At 30.7% G+C, this 22,583-nt stretch carries 14 protein-coding genes; all 14 read right to left on the reverse strand.

Annotated elements, in window-relative coordinates; genetic code table 11:
• Positions 1 to 185: 185 nt before the first annotated feature.
• The 14 genes from QMG30_RS19370 to QMG30_RS19435 all read right to left on the reverse strand — a co-directional run bounded on the left by QMG30_RS19370 (position 186) and on the right by QMG30_RS19435 (position 22,446).
• On the reverse strand, positions 186 to 3,269 hold the full coding sequence (locus tag QMG30_RS19370) for a type I restriction endonuclease subunit R (RefSeq protein ID WP_281818300.1): 3,084 nt from the start codon (positions 3,267 to 3,269) through the stop codon (positions 186 to 188).
• 15 nt (positions 3,270 to 3,284) lie between these two features.
• Positions 3,285 to 4,484, reverse strand: a complete 1,200-nt coding sequence (locus tag QMG30_RS19375; RefSeq protein ID WP_281818302.1) for a restriction endonuclease subunit S — start codon at positions 4,482 to 4,484, stop codon at positions 3,285 to 3,287.
• 2 nt (positions 4,485 to 4,486) lie between these two features.
• Positions 4,487 to 7,060 (reverse strand): type I restriction-modification system subunit M, encoded by a 2,574-nt coding sequence (locus QMG30_RS19380; RefSeq protein ID WP_281818304.1) that lies wholly within the window; start codon positions 7,058 to 7,060, stop codon positions 4,487 to 4,489.
• A gap of 873 nt (positions 7,061 to 7,933) precedes the next feature.
• Positions 7,934 to 8,932 carry a TIR domain-containing protein gene (locus QMG30_RS19385; protein ID WP_281818305.1) on the reverse strand — a complete coding sequence of 333 codons (999 nt, stop codon included), beginning with the start codon at positions 8,930 to 8,932 and terminating at the stop codon, positions 7,934 to 7,936.
• A complete protein-coding gene (locus QMG30_RS19390) occupies positions 8,932 to 12,030 on the reverse strand; it encodes an ATP-binding protein (protein ID WP_281818308.1) in 3,099 nt (1,032 codons plus the stop codon). The genes QMG30_RS19385 and QMG30_RS19390 overlap by 1 nt, the downstream gene beginning before the upstream one ends.
• A 55-nt stretch (positions 12,031 to 12,085) precedes the next feature.
• Complete coding sequence (locus QMG30_RS19395) at positions 12,086 to 13,051, reverse strand: hypothetical protein (RefSeq protein WP_281818311.1); 966 nt, start codon at positions 13,049 to 13,051, stop codon at positions 12,086 to 12,088.
• 123 nt (positions 13,052 to 13,174) lie between these two features.
• Positions 13,175 to 16,915, reverse strand: coding sequence for an AAA domain-containing protein (locus QMG30_RS19400; protein WP_281818314.1), 3,741 nt, complete (start codon positions 16,913 to 16,915; stop codon positions 13,175 to 13,177).
• Positions 16,916 to 17,101: 186 nt separating this feature from the next.
• Positions 17,102 to 17,287 carry a hypothetical protein gene (locus QMG30_RS19405; protein WP_281818316.1) on the reverse strand — a complete coding sequence of 62 codons (186 nt, stop codon included), beginning with the start codon at positions 17,285 to 17,287 and terminating at the stop codon, positions 17,102 to 17,104.
• A gap of 329 nt (positions 17,288 to 17,616) precedes the next feature.
• The gene (locus tag QMG30_RS19410; protein WP_281818319.1) at positions 17,617 to 17,811 is read right to left on the reverse strand and encodes a hypothetical protein; all 195 of its coding nucleotides are present in this window, start codon (positions 17,809 to 17,811) and stop codon (positions 17,617 to 17,619) included.
• 106 nt (positions 17,812 to 17,917) lie between these two features.
• Positions 17,918 to 18,181: a hypothetical protein gene (locus QMG30_RS19415; protein ID WP_281818321.1), complete on the reverse strand. Its 264-nt coding sequence runs from the start codon at positions 18,179 to 18,181 to the stop codon at positions 17,918 to 17,920.
• Between the two features lie 520 nt (positions 18,182 to 18,701).
• The gene (locus QMG30_RS19420; RefSeq protein WP_281818323.1) at positions 18,702 to 18,893 is read right to left on the reverse strand and encodes a hypothetical protein; all 192 of its coding nucleotides are present in this window, start codon (positions 18,891 to 18,893) and stop codon (positions 18,702 to 18,704) included.
• A 370-nt stretch (positions 18,894 to 19,263) separates the two neighbouring features.
• Positions 19,264 to 19,485, reverse strand: coding sequence for a KTSC domain-containing protein (locus tag QMG30_RS19425; RefSeq protein WP_281818326.1), 222 nt, complete (start codon positions 19,483 to 19,485; stop codon positions 19,264 to 19,266).
• 17 nt (positions 19,486 to 19,502) lie between these two features.
• Positions 19,503 to 21,269: an ATP-binding protein gene (locus QMG30_RS19430; RefSeq protein ID WP_281818329.1), complete on the reverse strand. Its 1,767-nt coding sequence runs from the start codon at positions 21,267 to 21,269 to the stop codon at positions 19,503 to 19,505.
• Positions 21,259 to 22,446, reverse strand: a complete 1,188-nt coding sequence (locus tag QMG30_RS19435) for an SIR2 family protein (RefSeq protein ID WP_281818332.1) — start codon at positions 22,444 to 22,446, stop codon at positions 21,259 to 21,261. Before QMG30_RS19435 ends, QMG30_RS19430 begins: the two co-directional genes overlap by 11 nt.
• Between the last annotated feature and the right edge of the window lie 137 nt (positions 22,447 to 22,583).

Genomic DNA, 22,583 nt, shown 5'->3' on the forward strand with positions numbered 1-22,583 from the left:
AGTGTGTAAATTTCAAAAGCTTACTTATAATTTATTATAATAGCAATATATCTAAATAAAAAAATTAATTCCATTCTATTTATCATTAAAGTAGTTTACCTATTAAAACCAGTTTTAAAGTAAAGGTATAATGACCAAGAAATTTTATTTTCTAGGTCATTAAAGATATTTTTTTTGATAACGTTTTAAGCATATTTTTGTTTCATCTCAACCATTAACTCTGGTAACTTACACGTTAATGTCATCATATGTTTTAATTTGTTACCTGCTGATTTATCTGTTGCCTTATCATAATCCACACTTTTTGTTAATTCATCTATATAAGGTATCACTTTAGCTTGTGCTACTGAGAATGCATTCACAGATTTGAAAAGCCAATCTTTATCAATTCCCCATCTGTCTGCTAAATCATCAATATCAGCTTTTAATTTATCCTTTTTCCAAATATCATAAGCATCATCAAAATTCAAGTTATAAGACAAGTTTCCAGGTACTAATTCAGTATCTACAAACTCCTTTAGCAGATGTGCTTTATTATCCTCACCCATATCACTTAGTTCTTGAATCTGCTCATGAATTATACGTAGGATTTCTTCATCTACTGTTTGTATACCATCGACATTACTCACTTTTGAACCAATCAATCCAATTATATGAGCTGCATCTATTACTTGTGTTCCTGCTAACTTTGTTTTCCCAACAAGTGGTTTAATAATATTTATCACAGGATCATCTGGTCCTTCTTTTCTTGTTAAATTTTTATATGCACCTACATATTTTAACCAAGTGTGTTCGTCAATACCAAATGTATCATCTTTCCATTGGTATTCATAATACTGTTCCACCAAATTCAACTGTTCTGCTGCATCTTTGAAAGAAATAATAAACTTATCTTTCCCTTCTTGGTCATCTTTTAATTCTTCCCATTTTGAAGGATCTGGCAGAGATTCAACCATTTCTAGAACACTTATATTAAATTTTTCGACCGCTACAATGTATGTATCAACTATTGCTCTACTACTACTTCCACCACTACCATATAATTTTAACGCATTCTCTACTGTTTGTTTAGTCAACCTTGGATACTGAAAATTAACAATTGTTCCAAACTCTTTATTCTTACCTAATACACGGTTTGTCCTAGAATATGCTTGGATTAATCCCTGCAATTCCAAAGATCGATCAACATACAATGTATTTAATCGTTGGGAATCATATCCTGTTAGTAATTGATCTGCTACAATCACCAAGTCGATGTTTTTCTTATTACGCTTGCTTCCACCACGAGTTGCACGTTCCACTACGTCTTCAAAATATGCGTCCTCTCCATGTTTTTTATCACCCACTATAAATTCAATACCTGTAAACTCAGAGTAATCCTTGAACATCTCTTTAATAATTGCTGGAGAAATATTATCAGTATCATTTTCGTTACCAAAACTAAATGTCATGGTGACATTTAGTTTTTCTCCACGCTCATTTAATTGTTTCTTGAATTCATTGTAAAATGCAATCACTCGCTTTTTGTACGCAACTGTTAAGATAGCATTAAATTCTCTTCCCTGAGACTGAGTCTCCCAGTTATTTAATATTTCCTCAACAACTCTTGGCATATGTGTCTCATCTTGATATGTTAAAATATTTCTTTTACTAGCCTGTAGTTCCACATCTGCTTCAGACCATTCTTGTACCTTACGTTCACTCTCTCTATCCCCAAGTTCAGGGTGCTCTTCTTTAATTATTTCTACTAACTGTTCTCTTAAATCGTCATAACTTTTAAATTCACCTGTATTGATATAATCTACATAAAACCCTAATACATTACCATCTGAAATTGCCTCATCAATGGTATATTGATGAAGTATCGGTCCAAATAACTTCTCAGTGGTATTAATTACTTCACTTTTTTTATTTATTTTCCCTTTAATATTATTTTCATCAAATAGAGGTGTTCCCGTAAATCCATAGAAAAGACCATTTTTTTTAAAATATTCTTTGATAACTCCCATCATCTGTCCCATTGTTGTTCTATGGGCTTCATCTACAATAAATACAATTTCTTTATCTGCCAAAGTGTTGTCCTTAGCTTCTTCTAATTCCTTTACAAGTGCATTTAGTTTAAATGTCGTTGTAACTATGATTCCTGATTTATGTAATTTAAGTTGTTTTTTTAACTGATATGTATGTTTTGTATCATCAACCGTTACTGGCTCATAAGCTGCATATGCCTTAAAATTATCGCTAGTAGTTCTATCTAACGCTCTTCTATCAACCAAAAATACTACCTTATCAAATCTAGCACGCGTAGATAAAAATAATGCTGTCTTAAAACTAGTAATTGTTTTTCCAGAACCAGTTGTATGCCAAACAAATCCTCCATGTGCTATTCCTTCATTATCCCACCCAAAGGCAGCACCTTCTATTGCTTGCAATGCGTAGACTTGATACGGACGCATGAGCATATGCTTCCTGTTCTCTTCTTCTTTTGCTTCATCAATCACTAAATAATCTCCAACCATTTGATGTGCCATAGGTATCATCAAAAAATGCTCAATAACTTTCTGCCAATTATTTACCGTTTTATTCTCTTTATCTGCCCAATGGAAAACAAACACAGGATTAAAATCATTAATAGATTTTGGTGATGCAAAATAACGAGTTTCTATCTCCGTAGTTATTACCATCATCTGTGAAAATGCCATGAAGTTATTACAGTATTCACCATCTCTGTAATATCTGATAAACTGACCGTACGCTTCATCTAATGATTTATCCGTACGTTTTTGTTCTATATTAATTAAGGGTAATCCATTAATTAATAAAACTATATCAAATCTATTATTATTAGGAGTTACTACCTCCCTTGCCACACGATAACTTGAGTCACCGCCACTTACCGCAGCTTTTTTTAAGATAGTTAAAGTAATCTGTTTCCTAGTTATCCTTGGATTATCATCACGATAAATTCCATCAATTTTGCCAGTTGATTCTTCAATTGATAATATTTTAGCAGCTTCATAACTATTGCTAATCTTACCTACCTTAGCCATCACCTGTGCAAATTCATTATCTGTTAACTCTACACCTTCAAGTTGATCCGCATTTATACGATTTAATTCACCACGCCAATGATTAATTAGGTCAGATACCGTTACTTTCTTCTTATTTCCGTTTAAGAAATCAGGAGACTTCCATTTATATTTTACTAGTTCTTTTACAAAATTCTCCTGAAAAGTCCTTTCAGAAGCATTTTTAGGTACATTACTCATAATTTACGCTCCTTTTTAAATAAACATCTCATTTAAGTATGCTTTTTTTATATCTTGTAGTTTATCAAGCTTACGCTGATGAAGGGTGATAAGGTTGTCGATATTTTGAAAATACTCGCCAATTCGCTGTTGTTCCTCAATTTTGGGTAGTGGAATTGGAAAATTAACCAACACATTTTGATTAAGATGTTTAATCGTTCCACCAGTAGCTTGCTTGTCTGCATAATCCAATAAAAATGGTGCTGCAAGATAATGATATAGGTATAAATTACTTATGTTTTTATCCTTTCCTTTAATAACAAACACACCTGCATTTAATGTCGCTGGTTTTTCCATATCCCTTATATATGCGACTTTTCCAATAGTTCCGTCCTTTGTGATTAATACATCTCCATTCTTAACTTGAATGTTTGCGTCTTGACTATATCTTTCTTTATTAATGTAATGACAATTTGTGAAATCAATCTGGCCGTTTTCGAAGTCTGTACCTGTAATAAGGTAGTAATCACCCTTATCGAGAAACTCCTTTTGTGTGAGGCCTTGCCAACCTATACGTGCTTTCATTGTAGCTATCTCATCCAACTTACGCTGTTCCCAATCGTCAGTAAAACCAACAAATCTTAGTTTTGGCTTACATTCTCCTTCAGCAGGAAACATTTCTATAAGATATGCTTTTTTTAATTCTTTCATCTTATCTAACTTACGCTGATTAAGGGTGATAAGGTTGTCGAGAATCTTAAAAAAGACTCCAATAGCTTTTTCCTCGATATCTGTTTTCGGAAAATATATTTCATATTTTGATAATTGAGGTACTGTTAACTGTGGAACCCCTGTGGATTCAACCAGAACTTCATGGTTGTTTATAGCATGTTCTAAAAAGTCAACATCATGCTTAGTTTTTACAGATAACAATCTCACAACTGGCGTAAAATCGATATTTCTTGCCTTTGCATGACCCACATCACCTCTTCCAGTAACTGTTACTGCAGGAGCTTTTATTCGATAATCGTCCTCATAATATCCAACAATTCCATCATTGGTTAATGCATTAGCTAAAACAGGATATTTACCAGAATTAACAATTTTATCTTTATCAATGTCTCCGCCTGCAACTATTTCTATTGCTACATAACCCAACTTATGCTGTTCCCAAGAATCAGCATTCTCGAACTCTTTAAATCGTCTTTTCGGTACATTTTTCTCATTTTCACTCATTATTACACCACCAATTCGTTCTTAAGTGCTTCAAACTCACTCATCAATCTATCTATTTCCATATCTATCTCTGTCAGTGTATTTGCATAACGCTCCTGTATCATTTGTAAAGAGTTTAATTCAACTTCCAATGGAATTTGTACTAAACCTACCATTTTTTCAACGGTACTTCCAAACCATTTTTTATACATAAGCATATCTACTTCATCATCTGTTAATACTAGAATACGTTCCCCAACAGCATCTTTTAGCTCTTTTTCCTCAGATCTGACAGCTTTAGTTAGTGAAGATTTATTGCTTATTAATGTTTCAACTTTCTTAAGTAACTGATATTCTTCTGTATCCTTATAAGCTTTCTTTAACTCTGTCTTTAACAACTTATTGTCAAAAGCATTACCTATTTCATCGTCTTTGTTCTTTTTCAAAACATCATATAATGAGTTATATTCTTTACTATCTTCATCTTTTGCAGCTTCTACTAATTGAGTTAATTCTGTTTCTATATCTCGAATGGAATCTTTTTTATTTTCAATCGCTTTTAATTCTCCATGATAAAGTTCTTGTGCAATCAAGTCATTAGGAATAATACTTCCAACCCATCCATCTTGTTCTTCTCGTTTATTTTTTCCTGAACCTTTTGTTATCATATTTGGTTCTCTGGTACGACCCATCTTATAGAATCCCTCATTAGCAATAAGCTCTATATCATGTGTTAATGCATCTTTCCATATTTCCGCAATGACTTGATATCCATTATATATATCAGTATACTTATAGTCTGATAAGGTGTTTTTAATGCTTTTAAGCATTTCTCCCATAAGATTTGTAATATCAGTAGAACTATCAACATTTCGTAAGATATTCCAATACTTTTCTATATAATCCTTTGTTTTTGCCTTGATTTCATGGGACATATTAGTAATCCGAACATCATTTAGAATCTCGCTTGTTAATTCATCTATTGGTTTTGTAAGTTTGACATATCCAGGACGAATTGTTTGCAAGTAGCGATTTAAGACATCTGGCACTAGTGCTTGTAATACTGATAGATCATCAATATTTTTTTGTGGAATTCCACCCAACAAATGAGCATCTACATCTTGGCTAATTTCTGTATCGATTGATTCAACGTAACGAGGAATATTCATATTATATTCATTTTTCTTGATTTCTTCACGTGTAGCAAGATGACTATATCCTGTTATCTCCGCCTTTTCTATGTACACATCTACTATTTTGGCAATGTCTTTTTCTTGAAGTACGTTCTGTTTTCCTATTTTAATAAAGCTATTTGATGCATCTATAATAAGTACTGGAGCATCAATTTTACGATTCTTTTTTAATATTATTATTACAACTGGAATTCCTGTATTAGTAAATAGATTATTAGGTAAACCTATAATTGTATCAATATAATTCTTATCTAGTAATCTTTTTCTTATTTCTCCTTCTGAAGAGCCACGAAATAAAACCCCATGTGGTAATACAATTGCCATGGTTCCATTGGTTCCTAGGTGATATAATCCATGTAGTAGAAATGCTAAATCACCTTTTGAATCTGGTGGTAAAGTGCCTGCTACTTCAAAACGAGGATCGCTTACTTTTAATCCTGCTTTATTCCAATTTTTTGCTGAATAGGGTGGATTCATAACAACCGAATCAAATTGCACTCCTTCATTGGGGTTTTTGGGATCTTCTGGCCAATCATTGGAAAGAGTATCCCCATTTTTGATTGTCATTTTTTCTGGACGCACTCCATGAAGAAGAAGATTCATACGGGTCAAGTTGTAGGTAGCTGTATTTTTTTCCTGACCATAGTAAGATAAATCTCTTTGCACATTCTTGCCCAAGTGCTTTTTCACTGTTAATAGTAATGAACCAGACCCAACTGTTGGATCATATATTGATTTTATTTCTGATGATTTGGCAACTATCTGAGCCATAACTTCACTTACTTGATGTGGGGTATAGAATTCTCCTGCTTTCTTTCCAGATTCCATTGCAAACTGACCAATTAAATACTCATACGCATCTCCAAGAATATCCCCCTTTTGTAATGCCACCATGTTAAGGTCAGCAAATAGCAATATCAGTGCTTTAATATTTTTGCTTCTTTCATGTAGATTGCTACCTAAAGCAGTATCTGTTAGGTCAAGAGTCGAACTAGAGAATAATCCTATAAAGTCACTTGAATCACTAGAGACAGCTATTGTTCTTTCAAAACTATTAAGGCTATCCGTAACCTTTTGAACTTCAAAATTCCCTGAATTAATATCTTTAATCCATGTTTGATAAAGATATTCTGGCGATACATAATACCCCAACACACCTTGTATCATTTTATTGAGTTCATCTCCATACTCAGTCTTTGCCTTAGCATACTCATCAACTAATTCTTTTTCTGATAGTTGACCTACTCCTGCAGTTATTTTAAAAGTTTCTAATGTTTTATCACTTAAAAACTTGTAGAACATTAAGCCAAGCATATAATCTTTGTAACGACTTGCATCCATGGAGCCTCTTAATTCATTTGCTCCATCCCATAATCTTCTTTTAATTTCTTCTGATGTAATCATAATTTTGCCTCCTAATATTTCATTTTTTAAATTCTATAATATCACCTATATTAACACCTAGTTCCAGCCCTATCTTCATTCGTGTTTCAATGTGAACAAGTTGTATTACTCTCTCTGTGATAATGCTGCTACTAAGATTAGAAAGCTTTTTTAATCTAGGTTTTGTTCATTTTTTATCAATTAATAATTTTTATAGTTTGTTATATGTCATTGGTATCATAACTTGGATTTTATCATGAATAAAAATCCTAATCTTTATTATATCATGATATCTCGAAATATTGTACAAATTTCCCATGCCCACATCCAACAGGGTGGCTAAATCTCTTTGGGAATGTCCTACACAACTAAATTTTATATTTAGTTGTTAAAAGTGAAGCTAGTGAAATTTTAGCACAGCATCCTCTACTGTAATTGATTACAAATCTTTAGTATCCATTGAGCATAAACATATTATCACTTTTTATATCTTCAATTGTTTTTTCTAACAAAACAATGTCATTATTTTTACTACTACATCCCGTTATTAATAAGCATATATCCATCCATATTTTCACTAAAAAGAGCAAATTGATTACTCACCGAGCTACTAATTATAGAAATTATGGCTTGTACTAATATGATAATGGGAAGTTAATAACTATAGATATTATCTGCATCCTTAGTATAATAATATTACTAATTAAGTTATTGTATCTTAATTAGTAATATATTATACCTCAACTTCCTTTGTATCAATATTTAAAATACGTATTCTAATATTCGACTTTGATATGTATTTAGGTTCTCGAAATATTAATACAATAGGAAATTTGGATATATATTGTATAGTTTCTATAAAAATGATCTTTCTATCTATTTTGGTTTATCAAATCATTTTCTAATCCAATTTACAATATCCTCAAAATCATTTTCTGCTAACATAGCAAAGCTCCTTCCATTCTCATCTGATAAGAAATCAAGAAACTCTCCAACATCATTTCTATAGATCTGCCCTATCTCTTTTAAATCATTTGCTGCGTTTCTAGTTGCTTCATAATCATCAATCTCTTTTATCATCTTTTCTAAGCATTTGTACTGGTTTTTCCAATAGTTCACATACTCTAATCTTGCCAATGGTCCCCCGTAAATATTGGCAGCTATTTTTTTAGGTGCATTTTCACCATAATACTTTCTCTCATTCTCTCCTAATACTACAAATAATAACTTCTCCCTATAATGATGGTCTTTTATTGTTTCACCTACCTCATACATACATGCCTGTGAACGCAAATAAGAATCGCTTACCACACTCAAAACAAAGTCATGAGCCTGAATACTGTTCATAAATTGTTTAAAACTTTCTTTATATGTAATTTGCGTATATCGGGATATTTCTATTTCATTATCCATTTTATCTCTTATGACACCTTCTAGTAGGTCAACAATTGGTGCATCACATTCCCTATAAGAGATAAATAGTTTTGGGTTTTCAAATCTTTTACTATCCTCTACAATTTCTATTGAGTTGTCAGTATAGAGATAGTATTTTCCATCTGAAGATACTTTCTGCTTTGTTTTACCTACTTTTATTACAAAAACATTTTTACTGCCTATACGTACATTTCCATAACTCTCTAACGGATCTTCTGACAACATATGCTTAACGTTTTCCATTATTTCGCCCATATTGAATGCTTTTAGAAAACCTTTGATACATATTTTCCCATCACTAACTTCTGCACCTATCATTATATACCCACCAGCTACATTCGCTAATCCTGAAACACACTTAGCAAGCATTCCTGGGCGCATTTCAAGAACCATACATACAAGGTTTTCTTTTTTATTATTTTCAATTATTTTCACTATATAGTCTATATTTATTTCCATTATCTAATCTCCTTTATTCTCGTTAATGGAATTCTATTAATACCTGTAAGTTTTATCATTCTTCCAAAGGTAATCTTCTCAGGCTCATTTTTTCCATCTTCAACCCAAAGTTCCCAATCTTTAGAATAGTCTAAAACATCCTTTTCTGTTTCATAATATAGACGAATTTCTCCTCCATCAGAAGGTCTTGTCAAAAGATATATTTCCTCTTTCCCTTTTTTTATTATAAATACAGTCCGAGCTACCTGCTGAAATTTGGATAAGTCGTAATCATCTTTGTGACTAAGATATTTAATAATCCTATTCTTGGAGCGCTCAAGGATTTGTCTTACATACTCGTAAACTGAACTACCTTGTTTTGTTTCTCGCACAAAATTATCCGCAAACATCTTATTACTAAATGCTTTGTTCAATTCGTCCTCTGAATCAATACCACATTGAAGTAACACTTCTTCTGTTACTTCTTCTTTTGGCTCAACAAAAGCTTCATCACTATTAATTTGGCTCTGACAGATAATGTCTTCCAACACATCAGGATCCGATATATCATATTTTTGCATAAGAATATCAAATGCTTCTGCCTTCCTTATATTCTCAGCAATTTCTTTGTCATCATATAAATAATACTTCTTATCATATAACTCTTCAAAAATTACCTTTGCTTTATCATCATTATCATTTATCCACACAAGTAATTTACTAAAACATTTTTTTACTACTTCCAAGTTACTTCCCTTGTGTTTCTTTACATATTGGGTAATACACAAAGACAAATCTTCATCTCTTTTTGTACGGTTCTCTGGTAACTTTAAATAAATTTCTTTAGCAAGCAATTCTTTCCTCACATCATATCCTGCAAATTTCGCCAAATCCTTTAATGTATCATCCATTTCATCATCTAAGAACAGATTATCTTTTACAACGAAAACACCATTCTGATTAGGTAATATAGGTTTTGTACTTTTTTCAATCAAGTTCCCATATTCATTTGCAACTGCAAATTCAATAAAATCAGAAATCCAATGCAGCATATTTTTATTTTCTCTTCCCACATGCTGGGCAAGGTTATCTATACTTTCACACTCACTAATATAGTCAGCAATGCTTGTCATGATATATTTATATCCATTTTCTAAGAGCTTATCAGAAACAATTTCCACATATTTAATAGAAAAATGCGCTTTAAAAATTACTGAAGCATACTCAATAATTTTTTTCTGTTGCTCTATTCCTTTATAATTGGAAGTAGACAGTTGGATAATATTAAAATAAATCTTCTCTAAGTGCCCTTTATCTGAATTATCTACATTATCTTCTATCGCTTTTAATATATCGGAGTTGTGATAATATTTGCATGAAAACCACGCTTGATTTGGTAGTTGCAAATGTATCAGCGACTTCTTACAATCCACACCAAAAAAATTCAAAAGTTCCTTATACTCAATCAATACATTATCATCAATAGCTAATTCAGATAATAGACAAAAATCACCGTTTTGATTAGGAACAACAGCAACTTGATTGCTGGTTATCACCTCTACAAATTCTTTATTGCATCCTGCCAAACGGTAATAATTTTCTAACCACTCACTCCATTTGGTATGACCTAAGAGTGCACAAAGCTTGGCTATATTACCTAATCCATTTAATCTATTTGTCAACTCATGAAATGTGAAATTTCTACATTTATTCCACAAGGAGTTATACCAATAATGAAACTCTTCATAACATGGAATAGCCTCTGGATATAAAACACTACCCAATTCCCATAATTGTGTCCTAACTAAATTATCACAATTTGAAACAATAAGTACCTGCGTGTCCCCAAACCTATCATTAATTTCTATCCGTTCCTTTTTACAATTTTCTATGATAGGAGTACTTAATATTGTTTTTTTACACGCATCAACAATTTTATCTTTAATCCACTTATCATCATACCATTCCTTTATCTCATATCTGTCCAATTTGGTAATATTATATATTCCATACCAACCATTTTTAGATACGTATTGTAATAAGCACTTATATAATTCGCAACCCTTAACTAATATTTGGCGATTTTCTTTTATCTCTTCCTCAATTTTTGACTTACTAGTAAGAAATATCCCATCACGTGGTTCGGTGGGATTAAAGTATGTAGAGTTAATAATAACAGGAAACGGAAAATCATCTGTTCCCACCAATGGAAAATCGCAGAAAATCTTTGGTTGTTCTTTATCATATGACTTAATAAATATATTACCTTCTTTTTTCTCAAACATAATAGATATAGTTATATCTTCTTCTGTTAAATTTAATATATAACTTTTATGTTTTTCACCGTTAATCTGACTTTCGATTTCATAAACAGCAGCGTTTTCTAATAAATAATTATATTCCATTTTATAGGCATATACTTCTCCAAATGGATCAATTCTAATCTCTTCAATTTCATGCAGCATAGAGAGTACATACGGAGCTGAAATTCTTAAATTTTTTAATCCCTCCATAGCAACCTCTAGTCCACTATCATCCAAATCATATTCAAATACAGTATTATAATCATTTTCATCAACAATTTCACAACCATCTATGGGTTTACAGTCACGCAACTGCTCAATTGAACGATGGATAGATTCTATAATCTCTGACTTTTTTCTTCCAGTTCTGTCCAATGTAATACAGAAACGAGCCAAATCTTTATTTCTATCAATTACTAAACCTGATATTTTCACAGTCTCTGATAACAAATGTGTTGTTAAAAAGCCAGTCCCAAATTTTCCACTTTTTCTGTCATCACCCTCTAGTATACGATCTTTAGTCGAAACCTGTTCAATGAGATACACAAGATTCTCTGTTGTAAAGGCTTTTCCATTATGGCGAAAAAATACTTTTTTGTTCTCTTTATCTAAATATATACTTATTTTTACTTTTCCTGTAGAATTGCATACATCCTTTGCATTCTGGCACAGTTCCCAAATCCACCGTTTTGCACTATTTTCATTATTACTAAAACGCAGTTTTTTTAGCTGATCAATTATTTTATTTGCCACGTTTGTTTCATATGCTTCCTGTCTTGCATTTTCAACGCTATTATAAAATTCTGTTTTTTTCATAATTTATTCCTCACTTTAGCAATGTTCATCTCAAAAACCTATAGAATAGTATATTTTAATAAAAATCAGATAAGTGTTTCTCATTCATATCAAACTGTTGATAATAAATAGGTATCTTATAAATATGTCTGATATGTTGAATATAAGATATAATAATTCTACTAGGTTTATATTTCGTAACAATAACCAATTTATCAGCTTTGTTTTTATCAGGATAATGGCAGTACTCTAACAATTGTCCTATAGCTAATCTTATTGCATTTTTTACATCACATGTTTTAAGTTCATAAAATATTGTTTCTCCAGTGATTGTCTTAACGGTTATATCTACTTTATCTACCTCACTAGTAACAGATTTATTATTACTATCGCTATTTAAATATTCTACCATTGCATTTTGCAACTCATTATGATGTAAGACTTTTACATAACTTGATGGAGATACACTCACTATCCCCTCTTGTCTTTTCTTTTCCTCAAATTTAATATTATCATTTTGTTGTAACCTCTTTAATACATATTGTTTATTAAACTCACTGTTTAACATATTAATACCTATTTCTTTATGCCTTTTAATATACTCATCTATAATTGGTTTTTCCTTATTTAAAAAGCTTTGTAAACTATCCAAAAAGTAAACTTCTTCAGGATATTCATACCACCATTTTGTTTCTTTTATATGACAAAAATCATTACCTGTCCTTTGATTTAATATATGTACTAATTCTTCTAAATACTTAACTTTATTTGCATTGTCTTTTGAGCTTATTGATATGAAACATCTACCATTAGATTTTACTCCCCAAGCGATATTATGTATTTTTTCTATAGTATCACTACCATCCCAAAAGGATATGTCTAAATAATCATCATTACCAAGAAAAAAGTATCCTTGTTCTAATCTATTTAGATTGTTAATTTTTCTTGGTGCAAAGTAAAAAGTTTTATCTATCTTTTGAATATTTATTAAGTAATCCCAACATTTTGCGTGCATTTCAAGTATATTATTACTATATATCAAGTACATTACCTCCTAATATTAGATTCTTCTACTAATTATCTTCATGTATATTTGCAATAAAATATTCCCACATTAAATCACTCAGAAACATTCCTTATACTTAAAAATTCTCTGAACTTTTTCTTATAGACATTTCATAATTTCACTACGTACATATTGTATCATACTCTCATCTTCAACAATACAACTTAACTCATCTGGACTATTATGTCCTAAACCATTTTTACATAACCAATTGTGAGATCCAATAACCATATATTGATTATTAATAATAAGAATTTTAGTATGCATAGGTGGCTTATATACTAAATTTTCTCCAATAGCTCTTTGTATTGACATTATCATCTCAACTTCATCTTCAATCTTATTATCAGTAGTAGCATATCTTGAATCCTTTTCTACAATCCTTCTTATCTCTTCTCTTGATGAAAGGGTATATTTAGTTTTTTTATTACCAAAAAATATTTTGTACTTCTTGCCTGTTTCTACATAGCTTTGAATTTTCTCAATATAATCATTTTTAGCAACTACCCTATTTATCCATGGGCTACATACTTCAATACTTTCTGTTGTTTCAAATAAACTATTTAGTAATTTGTAATGTTCATCGTTGGATAGTAAACCTTTAACAGCTTCAAATTTTGCAAAAATACGGTTATATTCTTCATTCTTTATCAAACTAAAAGACATAATTCTCTGCATTTGTTTGTAAACTTCCATGTTCATTTTAAACTCATCATGAAAAAATGAATACACATTACCATGTGTACTAATCGTTTGTTTTAACTTTGATAAATAATGACTTCCATCCAAGATATCATAGTTACCAACAATAATTAACTGTTTCTTGGCTCTGGTTAATGCTACATTCAAAAAATTAGGCTCAGCTCCAAGGAAACTTAATCCTTTTTTGTCTTTTATTGAACTTACAACTAGACTTATGATTATTATATCTTTGCCTTTCCCCTGAAATCTATGAACTGTACCACATTCAATATTAGTACTATTAATATTATATTCCAATAATTTTTCCTGATTTTTATAAGGTGTTATTATCCCTATTTCACTGTTAGGACTAGTCTTTTTTAATTCAGCCACAATAGCTTTACAAATATTGACTTCAGCATTATTGGTGTAATCCTTATTTTTGATTCCTCTTACATCTACAAAAGCAAGATTGGTGCCCAACAATTCTTTCGTTTCATTCATCTTCACTATCTTCATTCTATTACTGTATACGTGATCATTAGAGAACATTACTATATTGTTTTCACAGCGCCTATGTTCTTCAAGTATAATACCGATTTTTTTATTATCCAGTAATTCATAATAGTCTGTAACTCTGTTTGCAAAACTCTGAGCACTCTGATTATCCAAATTATATATGTCATTTAAACCATATTGCTTTTCATATTTTTCAAATACTTCTGGATATACTTGATTTCTTACTGGATTAAGTTGTAGTACATCTCCCACAATAATTGCTCTACGTGATCTATACATTGGTCCTACTAGATAATGAGGCATTACTTGACCAGCTTCATCTATGAGAAGTAGATCAAAAATATTATCTATCATATGAAAACTCCCTTTATGTAAAGAGTGCAATGTTGTAGTTATCACTGGAAAACACAAAAAATATACTTCCCATAATGCTCTCAAATCCTTTTCTACTGATTCCTCATATATATATGTACTCCTATAATACTTACTAAATAGTATACCAACTGGTTCATTAAGTATTATGGTTAGATCTTCGGTAATTTGTTTTCTGTATTTAATGATGTATGCTTCATTAATAAATAATGCCAATTGAAACAGTCTACTTCTTTTCATCCGCAATGCTTCACAATTACAAATTTTATATCTTGATTCATTGACATCTAGATTAATGTTATAATTATTCATTAATTGTTTGAATTCTATATATCTAGATAAATATCTACTTATAACTCCTGTAACTAATTTATTTTTATTTAATATATCATTCAGTTCTATATTCTGTTGTTTAATTTTATTAATTTCCTTTTCATTTTTTATTACCTCATTTGATAAAAACAAACTAGAATCTCTGTAACCACTAAGTTCTTTGTTTGTATTTTCAGTTTTTATATCAAGTTCAGTAATTTCTTTACTGACAAATAATAAATAAACTCGTCCGATAACAGGGATGGACTTAATATTATTGATTGATTCTTGTCTAGTTTTAATGTTGTCTAATTCATTTTCTAAAGTCCCTATTTTCTTATTATCTTTTACAATCTCATGTTGATCATCGTTTATTTTAGACTCAAGTGATTTAATAATTTCTTTATTAGTACAGATATCATCATTAATCTGATTGCTTTTTTCTTGTAATTCCATATCTATTTGATTGACACTATCATAATCAAATACATTAATTCCTACACTTTCAAGCTCATCTTTAACATTATCAAACAATGCTATACTTTCATTAAATTTTTCAATATCAATATATATATTTATAAATTCTTTGTTTAATGATAGATCTTCATTATATTCTTCAATATCATTCAATGTTTGAATTAAAGGTAAAAAACATTCTTTAATAAAAGTTTCAATGTTATCCTTTTTACCCATTTTTGCACAAAAAGTACTTTTTACTCTACTCAACTTACTTCTATTAAACAGTTTTATCTCTTTGGCTAATTCATCTCCCAAATTATCTACTGCATTATTATTTGTAGAACTAATAAGGATTGAATAATTATTCTCACCACCAAGAGGTGATTCGTAAACCCCACTTTTACACATAGTCCAATCTTTATCCCATACATCAATTAATGCTTTTGTCTTTTTAACAAAATTATCTGCAATAATCTCTTTAAGTACAGTAGTTTTCCCAGTTCCTGGTGGGCCTGTAACAGCCAGCATATTACTATTTTGACTTCTATCAATTATTGACCATTGCTTTTCGTTAACTCCATATTTGGGAAGTGATTCCTTTATATAATCTATTTCAAATGGATAACTTCCATGATGTGATATTCTAGACATTGACAAATGGTATTCTTTGGATGTTTCATTTATTAAGTATTTATTTAATAATATAGATTCTTTACTTTGAAGATTATGTTTAACCAGCAACAATTCTTCTTTAAAAGGAGCAACATATTCTGAGAAACTTCCATCTATAGCAATCTTAAAGTGCTTCTGTTGTTTTGACTGTAATATCATTTTCGACTTAGGTATTTTTTTATAAATCTCTTCTAAAATAATGTCTGTCAATTCAATAATATTATTGTTATCATAACTATTAATGGAACGAAAAAAATTTTGTCGATCTTTTTTGCTATCAAAATACGCATCAATATCATTATCATAACCCATGATACCCAAAAACAGTTCTTCCGTAAATGTATATTCTAGTATTACTACTTTGTCATCGTTGTAAGTGCAATGATAAGTACACATTGGAATCAATGTTGATCCAAAGTTATACACTGGATACATTAATAAAAAATCATTTTGTGATATTACTTCTAAAATATCATTTTTCTGTTTTTTGATAAACTCTTTTTTTTCGGATGTATAAAGCATGTGAAAAATCTCATCAACACAACTTTTTATTTCTTCTGATGCAATAATATTTTTAGTGTAAATTAAATTCTTTAGTTTTTTTCTAACATTTTCTTTCTTCTCATTATCCAGTTTATTTAATTTCCAATCAATTATTTGTAATGCTTTATTATATTTTCGTGCTGAAACAACTTCTATAATTTCTTTTGGTTTAGTTACCTTGTCATTTTTCAAATCAAGTTTAGATTTGATATTTGCAATACTATGTAAGATATTGTGACCTTCATATTCAATAAAATAATCTATTGCCTCTAACATTTTCATATATTAACTCCTATAATTCATATTGTCTATAATATACTTAGTTGAAAGGTTATAATAAAAATCACCATTATTTATATTATAGTTCATCATTAGATAATCCTAACTTTAACTTAATGCTATTCTTTAGTCATTCATCTTTCAACTTCAGATATACTATATACACTATATGTAAATATACCACAATTATTATACCAGACGGCATGGATGAATAAGATGGCTGGCTTGCATAAGACATCTCTTGATTCTCATGAGTTTCAGGAATGGTAATTGATTTATGTGCAAAATAATCTTCTCTGTCATGACATTTCCAACATTAATTTTTTCCAAACAATAAGGGCAAGTATATGTACACCCACTAAATGCGTTGGGCATAAACTTTTCTTCCATATCCATCTATGCCATATTCTTCTTTCTTTCTTTACGGTTTGTTTTCATAATTTTAAATATACTTTAATTTCTATAAGCTAATACAATTTACCTTGCTAATCCTTTATGTATGTTTACTAACATATTTTCAACTTTTTACCAAAGTATATTCTAGTTCCAATTTCAACACAACCATCATATGTAAAGGTGCTTTTTCCTCCCCATATTGCAAGTCCTTTTACACTTTTGACCATTAATATGAACTTATTATAATTTTGAGGAAATAATATGAGTTCATGGTTTCCCTTTTTACCACTTATCTAATCCGTTAGCAATCAAATTCTCCTATCTTCATACTTTGTAGTTCGTTGTCCAAAAAGTATCTTTAATAGAGATCGCTTTACTGTTTCCAAATTTACCAATATGGACAATAACATTCTTCCAAGATGCATAAACATTTTAGCTCTATCTGATTTAGAAATCCTCACTCCATAACCTGCACCTGAATCATTGTAACTCGATTGTTCCATGTCGTTACTATCATATCTTATCCTGACAAATATAACAATCAGTATATATTGATAATGATAAAATAATATATTAAATTTTCCTTTTAAAATTTTTGATGTTATTTTCCTACTTTCTGGATGTATTCGTGCAATTCTCTTTGAATTCTCTAATTTTTACTAATGCATCTACTTGACGCCCACCTTCTATAATTCGTTTAACACTTGATACTCTTGTCGATGTTCCCGTAATTCTTTTATCTGTTCCGTCTTCAAATATTAGTAATACTAACTCTTTATTTTCACCACAAAAATCAGCAATCATTTCATAATACTTGGCTATAAACCATCCCCCTGCTGATGTAAAAGCGTCAATAAATTGCTTATCATTCATGTGTCTGCTCCTTTCATTATCAATTTTTTTAGTTTCTCTTATAGCTACCTTTAAAAATTAGCCTAATTGGAAGTTAAGTTAGGACACCATATTGCTATAATTGGCATCCTACCATACATCTCTTTTTTAGCCTAATGCTTATTTGGTTTAACTTTACCGTATATGAATAATGTAAGATATGTGTATGCTCTCACGTATGTCATACGCGGATTACATAGAAGATTCTTAAGATGCAACCTATGGAGTAATTTCCCTCTATAAAGTTGGTCATACACTTACTATTAACTACAATCTCATGTATATCGCCATCTTGTTTTAATCAAAATAATGATGATTTCTTCATAAAGTTCCTTTGCAATATTAATCAGATCCTTTATCAGCTATGCTTTTCTTTAACTCAACCCTTGTTTCCAATGAAAGTAATTTTTGCGCTGTAAAAATATCTGATGAAAAGCCAAACATATTTTTAGGATGTTTACTCTTACTACTACTTTCAAAATTAAATACAGCTATCTTTGGCTTAATGAGTACTATTTATCATATCTGTTTCGTATGTATAAGTTATTGTGCCTTTCTCTTCATTAACAATTACATGATCTGAAATCCAACTGCCCTTAAATGAGCCATTATTCGCATAACACTTTCCTCTTATGACCAACCCCTCAAAAGCTTGCTCAAAATAATCTACATAATAGTTCGGATTGTTATCCAATCCGCGATAACACCCTACCCATTGCCCCTTTAAATATGAATTTTCAAAATCATATTTTTAACAATAGGTACTGAGCTAAATAATAAAAATTCTATAAACTTAAATACTAGTCTGTACGTTCCTACTGAAACTGTCCCTCCCTATAATATACCCTACATTGGGTCGTCTTCCATAATAGGAAATATAATCCCCCATAAAAAAATAATATTATTGTTGTTAATGTAAACACTATTGATTTAAAAATACTATAAGTTTTCATTAGATACTCCTTTTGGCCTACAGGTGACAACTCTACCCAATTTTCTAATATCCCTAAACTGCAACATTTCAACCACTAAATTATAGCCTAAATCAATATTGTTTTTTATTATTAACCTACACGATATCCATTTGGTGTAAATTGTTTGTTAATATTTGCATGAAAATACTTTCCTTTGGATTCTGCAGATTCAAATTCATACCACATATACTCAGGAAAATCTGGGTATTGCCATATAACGTTATTAGATTTAAATTCAATTTCTAATATTCCTGATGGAAAATCATATCCTATACTTTCAATCGCTTCAGATTCAACATACTTTCTATCCATTACTTTCACTCTCCTTATCAAAGTTTTTGTTCACGTATTTTTGTGACGACAGACTTATAATCTTCAGGATCAGCTGTGAATGTTTTGCTCCAACATTCAATTAGTTTTGGATCCGCACTGTCTGGTCTTGGATTTTGCAGTGGTAATCTAATTCTTGATGGAATTCTTATTGCTTCCCCCACTACCACTGCTTCTCCAATTCTTAAAGATGGTAAAAGATTAATAAGACTATTCATATTATCTGGTGCTAAAGATTTAACTATTGATTGATCCATTGAATTAGTTAAGCGTAATGCTATAAATGTTCCGACTTGTGCAAGAATGGTTTCCGAAATCTCAGAAGGTCGTTGCGAAATAACCATTGCTCCTACTCCAAATTTACGCCCCTCTTTAAATATACGTTCAACAGCAGTCTTAGCATATGTTATGCTCTCACTTTTACCAAGATAAGTATGGGCTTCGTCGTAAGCTAATAACAAAGGTCTATTTTTACCAGTATAACTTTCGTATCTACCCCAAAACATACTATCATAAATAAAACGAGTTATAAGTCCCACTGTAATATCCAAAACTTCAAATGGAACATTGCTTAAATCTAATATTGTAAGACGTTCTGGTCCGCCGATCCATTCACGCAATAAATTATGCAAATCTTTTGAAGAATTTTCATCTTTATAATCACCAGAATAAAAGAGAAAATCATATCTACTATCTTTTAATCGACTTAACAATTTTTTTTCATATGAATAGTATTCTTGATGTTTACTTTTATAAGGTGCTTGACTTCCCATAGCATATGGTTTAAACTCCGCTGGTCTAAGAGTTTCAGCTTCTCCATGACTAGTTTGACAAGCTGTTTCTTCATTTTGAACGTCTTTACTCTGATTAGTAGAAAAACTTGCATTCAACCACCAATTCATAGTATGCCAAAGTTCTCTAGAGCTAAATGGTATTGGGGAATCTGCAGTTATAAAATCAGGATTCACGTTTCCAGACTTTAACTTATAATGCTTCTTTTTTAAATTCGTAATCAATTCGCGAAACAGTCTATATTCAGGACGTGAATCGTCTGTTGTTTTGGCTCCTACCAGAAAAAAGGCAAGCTCATCAAAATTCATAAGCCAAAATGGAATATACAGGGGGCTACATTTGTCATTAATGCGTAATACCTTAGCCTCAGGAAAAGCAGATCCGTATTCTCCATGAGGATCAATTAATACGACTCTTGAATTTGAGTATTCCGAAACAATGCGTTTTACAATGGCGACTGTCGAGTTGGACTTTCCGCTACCAGTAGAACCTAAAATAGCAGAATGTCTTAACACTAACTTATGTAAATCAAGATATACATCTAAATTATCTGATGACGAATGTTTTCCAATGGCAATTAGCCCATTATCAGATTCGCCATAAATATCTTTAAGATCAGATTCAACAACAATGTGAACTTCATCATTTATTGTTGGGTACAATCCAATTCCTTTTTCAAATTTTTTATCTCCAATTTTTTCACCAATAAGGTTGATTGTTAAATATCTGCTATACAAATTTTGCTGATTATCAGAACTAATTTCTTTGCTTGGCATATTACTGACAGATTCAACTATCCCGTATGACACAATATTTCCTACTGGTATTTTTACAAACGTTCCAATCTGACCAATTTTGTAAACCTTCGCCCCAATAATTGGACTTGATGATGGAATACTATCGCTAATTTGTACTTCAATCGTATTTGAATCTACACGTATTATTTTCCCAAGATATGTGATTTCATTTTGCATGTATGGCCTCCTCAATGATAGACCGTCTACCTGAATTCTCAATTAAAAAATCAATCAGCTTTTTAAAATCTCCCAATGTGAAATTCTTATCAATTTCATTCCAGTAAAATTCTGATTTATCATTATCGTCTTCTGCATCATCGAATGACCATTCGCAAAGGTTTCCGTTCACAATTGCTTTAGTTGGTCCCATTACACAGAGATTTAAATATGATTTGCCGAAGTCTTGCATAAATTCAACTTGTTCATCGGAAAAGCATAAAACAACTGCGTATAATCTGGCATTTTGCCGTAGACAATTAAAAACAACATCATTGATATGTTGATCAAAAAATGAATAACCAGAAAAAATAAAAAGTAATTCACCGCGAAGAAGATAGTTTTTTAATCTATCAAAATATGCAATAAATGGCTGCTTTCGCGATAAATTATATTTTTCTTTTGACGGGTAAATCAGAATCTCATTTTGAGGCTCATCAATTTTCCCAGCTCGAATAATTTTTAGGGGCTCACCATTTAATCCACCTTTGGATTCCCAGTTTAATGAACCATGAATTTTCCACAACCGAATCCAATTACCCGTTAATTCAGAAACAGGCACAAATTTATCAATGCTTTCAGGCCAAAAGAAAGGTTCATACGAACCAACAAAACCATCAAAATATGGAATGCAGTTTACTTCCATTGCCTTTTCTAAAAGCATATCATAATTTGTTGTAAAAATTTCTTTTACATAATTTCTATTAGACGTATCATACCAAGCAAGGAACTTCTGAATATCCGTAATATCTGCATTACCTTCTTTTCCTTTTATAATATCAAAAATACACCTACAGATAGCTAAATCAAGCTGCTTTGCATTAACACCAGAAATCCCATCATGTTCTCTGTCATCTTTTTCATGCGTAATGTCTCTTATCTGGCGAATATAATTTAGAATATCCTCTATAGTAATGATTGATTTTCCTATCAATTGGGTTAAACTTTCCCTAACCTTAATAAATTCATCTTTCAATGAAGGTTCTAAAGAGTCTTCAACTCCTTGGGTCAGGTTACTTATATTAGGAAGACCAAATGCGCAGGAAGTTCCAGCTCCAAAGAAAAACCCAATATTTTTAGAATATGACAATATTTTTTTCAATTCATTCATTTGGTGTAATACATTTATTTTCTCCATGTTATTATCCTCCAATTAATTTGCAAACGTCCAATGTTACATTCTTGCTTTTACAATTTCATATTATATAGCTTTGTAAGATGCCTTGCCAACTACACATTATAGACATAATATACATATATAATGTAAATATAATC

This window comes from Vallitalea longa (assembly GCF_027923465.1).
Lineage (GTDB): Bacteria > Bacillota > Clostridia > Lachnospirales > Vallitaleaceae > Vallitalea > Vallitalea longa.